We start from the raw sequence: 12681 nt of genomic DNA on the forward strand, positions 1-12681 counted from the left end.
TTGTCTCGTCTCAGCTCTCGAGGGCCGTCAGCTTTTGGCGACGGGCGGCAGCAGGGCCTGGAGCGCTTCGGCGCGCGAACGCAGGCCCGGCGGCGTTTCGCCATCCTCGGCGATCGCGTCGAGCCATTTGCGGGCCGCGGTCATGTCGTTGTTGCGCCAGGCCGATAGCGCCAGCATCTCGCGGGCGCTATGGCGGAACGTCGATTTGGGCGTCGCAGAGGCCTCCAGCCGCTGCTGGATGTCGGCGTAGCTCGCGCTGTCGAGCAGCAAGCCGGCCGCCCGGATCTTTGCCAGATCCTGCCACTCGCCGCCGACGCCGCGATCGGCGGCAATATCGTCGTACATTTTCGCCGCGGCCTTGGGATCGCGGGCCGACACCTCGGCGGCGGCGCGCAGCCGCGCCAGCGTGCGGTAGCCCGATGGCGCCTTGGCGGCGAGATCGGTAAAGGCCGCTTCGGCCTCGGCGTGCTTGTCCTGGTCGGACAGCTCGACGGCCTTCTCGAAGGCGACGCCGGCCTCGGCAGCCTTCTTGGCCTCCAAATACTGGTAGCCGCGCCAGCCGCCCACGGCGGCGACGATCAGCACCATCAGGGCGATGAAGTAGATCGAATACTTGTCCCACAGCTTCTTGAGCTGTTCGCGACGTACTTCCTCGTCGACTTCGTCAAATAATTCAGCCACTTAAGCTAATCCCATGCCCGGCCGGGAGCGCGCGCCAGATCGTCGGCGTCAAAAAACCCGTCCCCACGTCGCGGCGGCGATACCCTATCGATATGGCGGTGGCAAGGCAAAGCAAGCCCGATCAAGGCGTTAACCGGCGGCCCGGGATCCCCCGGAGGCCGCCTTCCCGGCTCAAATTCCGACCAGAAGCTCCCGCAGCTGCCGTTTCAGCACCTTGCCATTGGCATTGCGCGGCAGGGGCTCGGTCGTGACCGTCAGCGTTTCGGGGACCTTGTAGTCGGACAGCCGTTCCGCGCACCACGCCCTCAGGTCGTCCCCCGCGACCGCCGCACGCGTCACCACCACGGCGTGGACGCGCTCGCCCAGCACGGGGCATGGTTTGGCGATGATCGCGCTCTCGACCACCGCCGGATGCCCCGCCAGCACGGATTCGACCTCGGCGGAATAGATCTTCAGACCGCCGCGGTTGATCATGTCCTTCTGCCGGTCGAACACACGGACAAAACCGTCGGCATCGACCGAGCCGATATCGCCCGAATGCCAGAAGCCTGAGGTAAAGCTCTCGGCGGTGGCCTTCGGGTTGTTCCAATAGCCCTTGATGACGGAGGCGCTCTGGATCCAGAGCTCGCCGATCTCGCCGCGCGGCAGCTCGCGCCCGTCCGCTCCCATCGCGACGATGCGCGCGCCGGGACACGCCAGGCCGACGCTGTCGATGTGGCTCGCCGTCAGCTCGCCGGGCATGATCGTGGAAGGCGACGTCGTCTCGGTCGCGCCGTAGCAGTTCATCAGCCTGAGGCCGGGAATCTTGGTTTCGAGCTTCTCGATGGTCGCGACCGGCATCGGCGCGCCGCCAAAGCCGCCGATGCGCCAGCTCGACAGATCATAGCCGTCGAAATCGGGCTGGAGCAGGCAGAGATTGTACATCGCCGGCACCATCACGGTGTAGGTGACGCGCTCGCGCGCGGCGAGCTTGAGGTAATCGGCAGCCTTGAACTCGGGCATGATGATCAGCGCGCCGGCGCAGCGGATCATGGTCGTGATGTTGGCGACGACGCCGGTGACGTGGCCGAGCGGCACCGCCGCGATCGAACGGTCCACCGAGGTCAGCTTCAGGCAGGACACGAACACCATCGAGGAATGGATGATGTTGCAATGGGCCAGCATGGCCCCCTTCGGTTTGCCCGTGGTGCCCGAGGTGTAGAGGATCATCGCGGTATCCTCCTCGCTCGTCTCGACCGGTGCCGGCGCAGCCGCATTGTCTGCGAGCGCGGCGAAACGCGACCGCCGCGGATCGTCGTCGACCGCGATACGGTGGATCACGTCGGGGACATCCCGCGCATCGGGCAGGCGTTCTGCGAGCGCAGCCTCGTGGATCAGGATCCTGGCGCCGCAATCGGCCAGCACATAGGCGATCTCCGGCTTCTGCTGGCGCGTGCTCAGCAGCACCGTGACGAGCCCCTCATGCGCGGCGGCAAACAAGAGCAGCGGGAATTCAACACGGTTGCCGAGCAGGATGGCGACGCGGTCGCCGCGTTGCAGGCCGAGCTTGCGCAAGCCCGCCGCGATCCGGGCCGCGCGTTCCACCACCTGCCGCCAGCTGAGCCGAACATCGCCGCAGATCAGCGCTTCGCCATCGGCGTTGCGTGCGCAGGCGTCGGCGATCATCGCCCAGAGCGTCGTTGGCCGATCGCAGAATGCCTGCACGACCCGATCGCCAAAGCGCGCCTCGAGCCGCATCGGCGGAATCTGAGATTGCGACCAGTCCATCGGAGGGCCCTCGGCTTATTGCTTTGTCACCTTCCGCGCATGGGCAAGCGATCCTGTCTTGCGCTGATCGGCTGCGGCTAAACACCGATCACAGGAACACCGATCACGACCGGATGGAACGCGAAAGCCAGCGCCAGATAGACGACGGCACCGACCGCGACCGCGATCAGATCATTGGTGACGCCCCCCACCGGAATCGGCGGGCCACCGGCATCAGTGCGGTGCTTCAGCGTAATGCGATCATACACCGCCCAGCCCAGGAACGAACCGAACAGGATCATGGAGCCGAGATCGCCGTTGGCGAGCAGATGCGCCGCCGCCCACAGCTTGATGCCCGCCAGCATCGGATGCTTCAGCGTCGCATAGATGCGGCCGCGCAGATATGAGGCGACCACCATGATGACGGCGGGCAGCATCAGCGCGAGCGTGATGTGCTTCATTGCCTTCGGCGGATACCAGACGTCGATCCAGCCCGCCGCGCGATAATGCGCGAAGCCCCAGATGATCAGCACGAGACCCGCCAGCGAGACCAGCGAATAGAGGATCTTGTAGGTGCCCTCGCCCAGTCTCGCGATCGCCTGCGCGCGCGCCTCTCGTTTTGTCGTGAAAACATGGGCTGCGAAAAACAGCACCAGCCCCAGGATCATGACCAGCAGACCCACGACGTCCTCCCCCTCAACCCGCGCCCCCGCTCATGGCGTATCATCGATTGGCCGCCGGTCGCAACCGATGCGCTACCTGCCAAGCTCCCTATTGTCGACATAGCGGATCGCGATCGGCCGCCCGGCCAAGGCGCCGCCGAGGCCGCTGGTGAATTTCAGCGGCAGGCAGGCCTTCAGCGAATTGTTGATCGCGTTCAGATAGGTCGTTCTTGTATCGGCCGGAACGCCCGCGGTCGCATAGGTCAGGCGCGGCGGGCCGATCAGGCCGCCCGCCTTGTTGAAGCTGAATCGCACCGACATCTGCATGCCGGCGCGCCCATTGTCCGCTGGCGGCGACCAGCACGTGCGCAACTCGGCGAAGAGGTCGCCGATCGTGTCGAGATCGTGGTCCGGCTTCTGGTATTTGGCGCGATCGGCCTCGGACGGGACGCTCTGGATCGTGAGCTGGAGGTTCTCGCCATAGGGATAGTCGATCTCGGGAATGCAGGGACCGTGTTCGAGCGGGCTGCAATAGGACGGCGTGCAGGGACGATTGTCGAGCACGCTGCACGGGGAGTGCGAAAACGGGATCGGATTGATCTCCCGGCGCTGCGCGTCGGCGGCGACCACCGATATCGCCAGCAATATGAAAACGAGAATGCCGCGCCACATGATGCGAACTCGCAAGGTCATACGAGTTGAAGGTGGCATTGCCCCCGACAACATCAAGCCTGCGGCTGTTCACATGGCCGCGTTTAAGCTCGATGTCGTCGCCCGGCTTGACCGGGCGACCCAGTACTCCGAGACGTTTGTGATCGAACCGAGAGGCCGCGGCGTACTGGATGCCCCGCCTTCGCGGGGCATGACAGCGGAGGATGTGGCTGCACAGCGGGGGGTGTGGGCGGGCCCTACCCCTTCTTCTTGACGTCCTTGACGTTGGTGAATTCGATGCCCTCGGCGCGCTCCCGGGTGTAGCCGAGATAGAACTCGTTCCTGGCCAGGTACACGGGATCGCCGTCGACATCGTCGGCGATGCTCGAAGTGTTGGCGGCGATGAAGGTATCCAGCTTCTTGCGGTCATCCGACGAGACCCAGCGCGCGAGCTGGAACTCGCTGACTTCGAACTCCACGGGTAGCGCATATTCCGCCTCGAGCCGCGCCTTCAGCACGTCGAGCTGGAGCGCGCCGACGACGCCGACCAGCGCCGGCGCGCCGTCGCGCGGGCGGAACACCTGCACCACGCCCTCTTCCGACATCTGCTGAAGCGCCTCCTTCAGCTTCTTTGCCTTCATCGCGTCGGTGAGACGCACGCGGCGGACGATTTCCGGCGCGAAGCTCGGCACGCCGACGAAGTTGAAATCCTCGCCCTCGGTCAGAGTATCGCCGATGCGCAGCGTGCCGTGATTGGGAATGCCGACGACGTCGCCGGCAAAGGCTTCATCCGCCACCGAGCGGTCCTGCGCGAAGAAGAATTGCGGGCTCGACAGCGGCATGCTCTTGCCGGTGCGCACCAGCTTGGCCTTCATGCCGCGGCTGAGCTTGCCGGAGCACAGCCGCGCAAAGGCGATGCGGTCGCGATGGTTGGGATCCATGTTGGCCTGGATCTTGAACACGAAGGCGCTCATGCGCGGATCGGTCGCTTCGACCCTGCGCTGGTCGCTCTCTTGCGCGCGCGGCTCGGGCGCGAACTTGCCGAGACCTTCGAGGAGGTCGCCGACGCCGAAATTGCGCAGCGCGCTGCCGAAATAGACCGGGGTCAGATGGCCCTCGCGAAACGCGGCGAGTTCGAACGGCTTGGAGGCCGCGGTGACGAGCTCGAGCTCGTCCTTCACCGCGGAGACGTCGAGATTCGCATTGAGCTTTCCGAGCTCCGCGATCTCGATCTGCTGCGCCGCGCCGGTCTTGGCGCCGCCGCCTTCGAGCAGGCGCACCCCGCCATTGACGACGTCGTAGGTGCCGAGGAAGTCACGGCCACGGCCGACCGGCCAGGTCATCGGCGTGGTGTCGAGCGCCAGCGTCTTCTCGATCTCGTCGAGCAGCTCGAAGACGTCGCGGCTTTCGCGGTCCATCTTGTTGATGAAGGTGATGATCGGGATGTCGCGCAGCCGGCAGACCTCGAACAGCTTTCGCGTCCGCGCCTCGATGCCCTTTGCCGCGTCGATCACCATCACGGCGGAATCGACCGCCGTCAGCGTGCGATAGGTGTCTTCCGAAAAGTCCTCGTGGCCCGGCGTGTCCAGCAGGTTGAACACGAGGCCTTCGAACTCGAAGGTCATCACCGAGGTGACGACGGAGATGCCGCGCTCGCGCTCGATCTTCATCCAGTCCGAGCGCGTGTTGCGCCGCTCGCCCTTGGCCTTGACCTGGCCGGCGAGATTGATGGCGCCGCCGAACAGCAGCAGCTTTTCGGTCAGCGTGGTCTTGCCGGCGTCCGGATGCGAGATGATCGCAAAGGTTCGCCGCCGCGACACTTCAGCGGCAAGCGGGGAACGGGCCGGCGATTCGGCGGAAATGGCGATGTCGGACATGGCGGGAGCGTTTGGCAGGGAAAATGGGCCTGATCAAGCCTGATTTGGTGATTGCAGGGCCCCTCGACCAGCCCCATATCGCCATTTGGGAGGGACGGCCCTCCTTTTCCAAAAGCCATGGCCGCGGGGACGACCCTGCCTTGAATGGAGGGTCGTCATGGCCTGGAGCATCCTGTTCGTCGCCGGTCTTCTCGAGATTACCTGGGCGATCGGCCTGAAATATACTGAGGGCTTTACCAGACTTGTTCCGTCCATCATCACGCTCGCGGCGATGGCCGGCAGCGTCATCCTGCTCGGACTCGCTCTCAAATCGCTCCCCGTCGGGACCGCTTATGCAGTCTGGACCGGCATCGGCGCGGTCGGAACCGCGACGCTCGGCATCATCCTGTTCGGCGAGCCGGCCACCGCATTCCGCCTCGCCAGCATCGGGCTCATCGTCGCCGGTATCGCGGGGCTGAAATTCGTCACCTGACAAAGATCTTGACCGCCCACCAGGTGAGCGCGGCGACGATGGCGGAGGCCGGCATCGTGATCACCCAGGCATAGACGATCGAGCTGGCGACGTTCCAGCGCACCGCCGAGAGCCGACGGGCGGCGCCGACGCCGACGATGGCGCCGGTGATGGTGTGGGTGGTCGAGACGGGAACTCCAAGGAAGGTCGCCATGAACAGGGTCGCGGCGCCGCCGGTCTCGGCGCAAAATCCCTGCATCGGCGTCAGTTTTGTGATGCGCAGGCCCATGGTGCGGACGATGCGCCAGCCGCCCATCAGCGTGCCCAGCGCCATCGCCGCCTGGCAGGACAGCACGACCCAGAACGGCACCGAGAATTCACTGCCGAGATGGCCCTGCGAATAAAGCAGCACGGCGATGATGCCCATGGTCTTCTGCGCGTCATTGCCGCCATGGCCGAGCGAGTAGAGCGAGGCGGAGGCGAATTGCAGGATGCGGAAGGCGCGGTCGACCGCGAACGGCGTCGAGCGCACCGAGGCCCAGGACACGATCGCGACCAGCAGCATCGCGAGCAGGAAGCCGACCAGCGGCGACAGCACGATCGCCAGCACCGTCTTGGACAATCCGCTCCAGACCGCTGCCGAAATCCCGGCTTTGGCCACGCCTGCACCGAACAACCCGCCGATCAATGCGTGGGACGAGGATGACGGGATGCCGAGCGCCCAGGTCACGAGATTCCAGACGATGGCGCCGACAAGGGCCGCGAAGATCACCTGCGCATCGACGATCGCGGGATCGATGATGCCGGTGCCGATGGTCTGGGCGACGTGCAGCCCGAACACCATGAAGGCGACGAAATTGAAGAACGCGGCCCAGAACACCGCGAATTGCGGCCGCAGCACGCGGGTCGAGACGATGGTCGCGATCGAATTGGCGGCATCATGCAGGCCGTTCAGGAAGTCGAACAGCAGCGCGACGGCGATCAGTCCGACCAGGACGGGAAGACCCAACGCAGCATCCACGGCGCGGCCCCTGTCCTAAACTTGCTCGATGACGATGCTGTTGATCTCGTTCGCGACGTCGTCGAAACGGTCGGCCACCTTTTCGAGGTGCTCGTAGATTTCGGCACCGACGATGAAATCCATCGCGTTGCCGTCGCGATGCTTGAGGAATAGTTCCTTCAGCCCGATGTCATGGAGGTCGTCGACCCGGCCCTCGAGCTTGGTCAGCTCTTCCGTGATCGCGGTCAGCATGGCCACGTTCTGGCCGATCGCCTGCATCAGCGGCAGCGCACGGCCGACCAGATTGGCGCATTCGATCAGAAGCCCGCCGATCTCGCGCATCGGCGGCTCGAAGGTGCGAACCTCGAACAGCATCACGGCCTTGGCGGTCTGCTGCATCTGGTCGATGGCGTCGTCCATCGACGTGATGAGGTTCTTGATGTCGCCCCGGTCGAACGGCGTGATGAAGGTACGGCGCACCGCGGTCAGCACCTCGCGGGTGATGTTATCGGCATCGTTCTCGAACTGGTTGACGCGCTGGCAATAGACCGGCGTCTCCTCGCCCCCGTTCAGCATTCCCTGGAGCGCGACGGAGCCCTGGATCACGGTCTGGGCATGGCGGTCGAACAGGTCAAAGAACCGTTCTTCCTTGGGCAGGAAGGCGCGAAACCATCGCATCATGGGATAGGCTACCGGTTGGAAATGGCCCGGCCCGAGCAGGCCGTCATAAAACTGTCATAGACCATTTTCGACCCGCGCGCGTGCTACCTCACGCCCGCGGAACCGGATCATCCACCGCTTTCACGCAGCCTATAAATTTACATCAGATCAATAGCTTAGAGTGATCGTCGGAAGTAGTGCGCGATTTCACCGACCACGCCGCGGCGGAAGGTGAGCACGCAGATCACGAAGATCGAGCCCTGGATCACCGTCACCCACTGGCCGAAGCTCGCCAGATATTGCTGCATGGCGATGATCGCGAAGGCGCCGACCACGGGCCCGAAGATGGTGCCGAGACCGCCGACCAGCGTCATCAGCACGACTTCGCCGGACATCGTCCAGTGCACGTCGGTGAGCGAGGCATTCTGCGCCACGAACACCTTCAGGGACCCGGCAAAGCCGGCCAGCGTGCCTGACAGGACGAAGGCCAGGAACTTGTACTGGTCGGTCCGGTAGCCCAGCGAGATCGCGCGCTGCTCGTTCTCGCGGATCGACTTCAGGACTTCGCCAAACGGCGAGTTGATGATGCGGTAGATCAGCAGGAAGCCGGCGAGGAAGCCGACCAGCACGACATAGTAGAGGACGGTCGGCTTCGAGAGATCGAAGAGCCCGAACATGCGTCCCTGCGGAATGCCCTGGATGCCGTCTTCGCCATGGGTGAATGGCGCCTGGAGGTAGATGAAGTACAGGAGCTGCGACAGCGCCAGCGTGATCATCGAGAAATAGATGCCCTGGCGGCGGATCGAGATGTAGCCGGTCACGATCGAGAGCAGGAAGGCACCGGCGACGCCGACGAGGATGCCGAGTTCCGGCGGCAGCGCCCATACCTTCAGCGCATGCGCGGTGCAATAACCGGCCGTCCCCAGGAACATCGCGTGGCCGAACGACAACAGGCCGCCATAGCCGATCAGAAGGTTGAAGGCGCAGGCGAGCAACGCGAAGCACAGCGCCTGCATCACGAAGAACGGATAGACCCCCGTGAACGGCACCGACGCCAGCAGCAGCGCCATCACCACAAACACGATCATCTCGTCGCGCATCGCGCGCGGGGTCGCCCGCAGCGTATCGTCCGTCAAGGCTGTCATATCAGGCCGCCCTTCCCGTCAATCCGGTTGGCTTCACCAAGAGCACCAGCACCATCAGCACGAACACGACGGTGTTGGAGGCCTCGGGGTAGAAATACTTGGTCAGGCCCTCGATCACACCGAGCGCGAAGCCGGTGATGATCGAACCCATGATCGATCCCATACCCCCGATCACGACCACCGCGAACACCACGATGATGAGGTCGGCGCCCATCAGCGGCCGCACCTGGTTGATCGGCGCCGAGAGCACGCCGGCGAGCGCGGCAAGGCCGACGCCGAGACCATAGGTCAGCGTGATCATGCGCGGCACGTTGATGCCGAAGGCGCGCACCAGCGTCGGGTTTTCGGTCGCGGCGCGGAGGTAGGCGCCGAGCCGCGTCTTCTCGATCAGGAACCACGTCGCGATGCACACAATCAGCGAGAACACGACGACCCAGCCGCGATAGACCGGCAGGAACATGAAGCCGAGATTCATGCCGCCCCTGAGCTGGTCAGGAATGGCGTAAGGCAGGCCCGACGATCCAAAATAGTTCTGGAATACGCCCTGCACGATCAGCGCAATGCCGAAGGTCAGGAGCAGGCCGTAGAGATGATCGAGTCCGGTCAGCCATTGCAGCATGGTCCGTTCCAGGATCATGCCGAAGATGCCGACGACAATCGGGGCGATGATCAATGCCGGCCAGTAGCCAATGCTGAGATAATCATTGTTCAGCAGGAAATAGGCGACGAACGCGCCCATCATGTAGAGCGCGCCATGGGCGAAATTGATGATGTTGAGCATGCCGAAGATCACGGCAAGCCCGAGACTGAGCAGCGCGTAGAACGAGCCGTTGATCAGTCCCACCAGTAGCTGAGCGTAAAGAGCCTGCATCGATCCCGCACCCGGTCCCTTCGGCGTTCCCTTAAAGTCGCCCGCAGGCCKAAAGGCCKGCGGGCCGATGGCTTACTTCTTCAGCAGCGCGCACTTGCTTTCGGACAGCGGCGTGAAGGCCTGGTCGCCCGGAACGGTGCCGACCAGCTTGTAGAAATCCCACGGCGCCTTCGATTCGGAGGGCTTCTTCACCTCGAACAGATAGGCGCTGTGAATGGTACGGCCGTTCGGCTGGATCTCGCCCTTGCCGAACAGATCGTCCTCGGTCGGGATCGACTTCATCTTCTCGACGACCTTCACGCCGTCATGCGGATTGCCGCCGAGCGCTTCCAGCGCCTTGAAATAGTGACGCAGGCCCGCATAGACGCCGGCCTGCACCATGGTCGGCGGCGCGCTGTTCTTCATGCGCGCGGAAAAGCGCTTGGAGAACGCGCGGGTCTGGTCGTTCATGTCCCAGTAGAAGGTCTCGGTGAAGTTGAGGCCCTGCGCGGTCTCCAGACCGATCGCCTTGACGTCGGTCAGGAAGAGCAGCAGCGCCGCGAGCTTCTGGCCGCCCTTGACGATGCCGAACTCGGCCGCCTGCTTGATCGAGTTGGTGGTGTCGCCGCCGGCGTTGGCAAGACCGATGATCTTGGCCTTGGACGACTGCGCCTGGAGCAGGAAGGAGGAGAAATCGGGCGTGTTGAGCGGATGCTTGACGCCGCCGACGACCTTGCCGCCATTGGCGGTGACGACGGCGGTGGTGTCGCGCTCCAGCGCCGCACCGAAGGCATAGTCCGCGGTCAGGAAGAACCAGGTGTCGCCACCGGCCTTCACCAGCGCCTGCCCCGTGGTGTGGGCCAGCATGTAGGTGTCGTAGGTCCAGTGCACGGTGTTGGGCGAGCACTGCGCGTTGGTGAGGTCCGAGGTCGCCGCACCCGAATTGATGTAGACGCCGTTCTTTTCCTTGATGACGTTGTTGACGGCGAGCGCCACGCCGGAATTCGGCACGTCAACGATGACGTCGACCTTGTCGACGTCGAACCACTGCCGCGCGATCGCGGTGCCGATGTCCGGCTTGTTCTGGTGATCGCCGGAGATGATGTCGATCTTCCAGCCCTTCGCCGTGAGGCCGGAATCCTCAGCGGCCATTTGCGCTGCGAGAGTCGAGCCCGGTCCGCCGAGGTCGGCATAGAGTCCGGACTGATCGGACAGCGCGCCAATCTTGACGGTCTTGTCCTGCGCGGACGCGACGCCGGCTGCGGCGAAGGTGAGCGCGGTGGTCAGCAACAATGACGCAATCAACCTGGTCTTCATGCAACTTTCCTTTTTGAATTTTCTCGTTGGAAGTTCTTCTGTTTGAGCATGATCTCCGCGCAAACGCGTTCCGCGTTTGTCGCGAGGGAAAACCGCTCCACACTTTTCCGGATCATGGTTAGACGCCGAGATAGGAGTGGAGCTTGTCCATATTGGCGGCAAGCTCGGAGTTGGAAAATCCATCGATGATCTTGCCGTGCTCGACCACGTAGTAGCGGTCGGCGACGGTGGAGGCGAACCGGAAGTTCTGCTCGACCAGAAGGATCGTGAAACCTTCCTTCTTGAGCCGCGCAATGGTGTGGCCGATCTGCTGGATGATGACGGGCGCGAGACCCTCGGTCGGCTCGTCCAGCATCAGGAAGCTCGCCCCGGTGCGCAGAATGCGCGCGATCGCGAGCATCTGCTGCTCGCCGCCGGACAGCTTGGTTCCCTGGCTGTTGAGCCGCTCCTTCAGGTTCGGAAACAGATCGAATATCTGTTCGAGCGGCAATCCGCCTGCACGCACCACCGGCGGCAGCAGCAGGTTCTCCCGCACGTCGAGACTGGCGAAGATTCCCCGCTCCTCCGGGCAGAACGCGATTCCCATCCGCGCGATCCTGTCCGAGGTGGTGCGGATAATGTCCTCGTTGTTGAACTTCACCGAGCCGGTACGCTTGCCGATGATGCCCATGATCGATTTCAGCGTCGTCGTCTTGCCGGCGCCGTTACGCCCGAGAAGGGTGACGACCTCGCCTGCATTCACGTCGAAGTTGATCCCGTGGAGGATGTGGGACTCTCCGTACCAGGCTTCCAGGTTGCGAACCTGGAGGATGATCCCGCCGGTCGCGGCCTTTGCCGGAGCTTCCGCAATCGCAGTCTCAGGCATGACCGGCTCCCAGATAGGCTTCCTTGACGCGCTCGTCCTTCGAGAGCTCGTTATAATGGCCTTGCGCGAGCACCTGTCCGCGCGTCAGCACGGTGATGATGTCGGAGAGGTTGGCCACGACGCTCAGATTGTGCTCCACCATCAGAATGGTGTACTTGGCCGAGATACGCTTGATCAGCGCCGCGATCTTGTCGATGTCCTCGTGGCCCATGCCGGCCATCGGTTCATCCAGGAGCATCATCTCCGGGTCGAGCGCGAGCGTGGTTGCGATCTCGAGCGCGCGCTTGCGCCCATAGGGCATCTCGACGGCCGGCGTATTGGCAAATTCGCTGAGGCCGACATCGTTCAACAGCTCCTGCGCGCGATGGTTGAAGTGGTTGAGCACGGACTTGGAGCGCCAGAAATCAAAGGAGCTGCCGTGCTGGCGCTGAAGCGCAACACGAACGTTTTCCGCCGCGGTCATGTGCGGAAATACCGCCGAGATCTGAAATGAACGTACCAGTCCCATGCGAGCCACGTCGGCCGGCGCCATCGCGGTGATATCCTGTCCCTTGTACAGGATTTTCCCGGCGGACGGCTTGAGGAACTTCGTCAAAAGATTGAAGCATGTCGTCTTACCGGCCCCGTTCGGGCCGATCAGCGCATGAATACTCCCACGGCGAACCTTGAGCGCAACGTCGCGAACGGCAAAGAAGCCCGCGAACTCCTTGGTCAAGCCTTCCGTTTCGAGAATGAACTCATCGGCCAAACAGATTTCCCCCTGCCCGCACGACGCG

General features: G+C 63.7%; 13 protein-coding genes. 1 reads left to right on the forward strand and 12 read right to left on the reverse strand.

Translation table 11 applies throughout. From position 1 onward, the window contains the following. Positions 1-27 precede the first annotated feature (27 nt). The 5 genes from ACXJMY_RS29795 to ACXJMY_RS29815 form a co-directional block, all read right to left on the reverse strand. Positions 28-681 (reverse strand): tetratricopeptide repeat protein, encoded by a 654-nt coding sequence (locus ACXJMY_RS29795; protein ID WP_456622920.1) that lies wholly within the window; start codon positions 679-681, stop codon positions 28-30. A 171-nt stretch (positions 682-852) separates the two neighbouring features. After that, the gene (locus ACXJMY_RS29800; RefSeq protein ID WP_456622921.1) at positions 853-2448 is read right to left on the reverse strand and encodes a class I adenylate-forming enzyme family protein; all 1596 of its coding nucleotides are present in this window, start codon (positions 2446-2448) and stop codon (positions 853-855) included. A gap of 77 nt (positions 2449-2525) precedes the next feature. Then, positions 2526-3110 (reverse strand): NnrU family protein, encoded by a 585-nt coding sequence (locus ACXJMY_RS29805; protein WP_456622922.1) that lies wholly within the window; start codon positions 3108-3110, stop codon positions 2526-2528. 72 nt (positions 3111-3182) lie between these two features. After that, positions 3183-3761, reverse strand: coding sequence for a hypothetical protein (locus ACXJMY_RS29810; protein WP_456622923.1), 579 nt, complete (start codon positions 3759-3761; stop codon positions 3183-3185). Between the two features lie 236 nt (positions 3762-3997). Further along, positions 3998-5617 (reverse strand): peptide chain release factor 3, encoded by a 1620-nt coding sequence (locus tag ACXJMY_RS29815; RefSeq protein ID WP_456622924.1) that lies wholly within the window; start codon positions 5615-5617, stop codon positions 3998-4000. Positions 5618-5774: 157 nt separating this feature from the next. On the opposite strand from ACXJMY_RS29815, the gene sugE reads away from it, so the two are divergent. Further along, a complete protein-coding gene (gene sugE, locus ACXJMY_RS29820) occupies positions 5775-6089 on the forward strand; it encodes a quaternary ammonium compound efflux SMR transporter SugE (RefSeq protein WP_326901743.1) in 315 nt (104 codons plus the stop codon). Here sugE and ACXJMY_RS29825 read toward each other — a convergent pair. From ACXJMY_RS29825 to ACXJMY_RS29855, 7 genes are all read right to left on the reverse strand, one after another. Beyond that, the gene (locus ACXJMY_RS29825) at positions 6082-7089 is read right to left on the reverse strand and encodes an anion permease (RefSeq protein WP_456622925.1); all 1008 of its coding nucleotides are present in this window, start codon (positions 7087-7089) and stop codon (positions 6082-6084) included. The genes sugE and ACXJMY_RS29825 overlap by 8 nt on opposite strands. A gap of 15 nt (positions 7090-7104) precedes the next feature. After that, complete coding sequence (locus ACXJMY_RS29830) at positions 7105-7749, reverse strand: DUF47 domain-containing protein (protein WP_456622926.1); 645 nt, start codon at positions 7747-7749, stop codon at positions 7105-7107. Between the two features lie 155 nt (positions 7750-7904). Next, entirely contained in the window at positions 7905-8873 is a 969-nt protein-coding gene (locus ACXJMY_RS29835) for a branched-chain amino acid ABC transporter permease (protein WP_456622927.1), read from the reverse strand. Between the two features lies 1 nt (position 8874). Further along, positions 8875-9744 (reverse strand): branched-chain amino acid ABC transporter permease, encoded by an 870-nt coding sequence (locus ACXJMY_RS29840; protein WP_456622928.1) that lies wholly within the window; start codon positions 9742-9744, stop codon positions 8875-8877. A gap of 72 nt (positions 9745-9816) precedes the next feature. Beyond that, on the reverse strand, positions 9817-11040 hold the full coding sequence (locus tag ACXJMY_RS29845; protein WP_456622929.1) for an ABC transporter substrate-binding protein: 1224 nt from the start codon (positions 11038-11040) through the stop codon (positions 9817-9819). 118 nt (positions 11041-11158) lie between these two features. Continuing rightward, complete coding sequence (locus ACXJMY_RS29850; RefSeq protein WP_456622930.1) at positions 11159-11905, reverse strand: ABC transporter ATP-binding protein; 747 nt, start codon at positions 11903-11905, stop codon at positions 11159-11161. After that, the gene (locus ACXJMY_RS29855) at positions 11898-12653 is read right to left on the reverse strand and encodes an ABC transporter ATP-binding protein (RefSeq protein WP_456622931.1); all 756 of its coding nucleotides are present in this window, start codon (positions 12651-12653) and stop codon (positions 11898-11900) included. Before ACXJMY_RS29855 ends, ACXJMY_RS29850 begins: the two co-directional genes overlap by 8 nt. Between the last annotated feature and the right edge of the window lie 28 nt (positions 12654-12681).

The sequence above is a fragment of the Bradyrhizobium sp. P5_C12 genome, assembly GCF_054049735.1.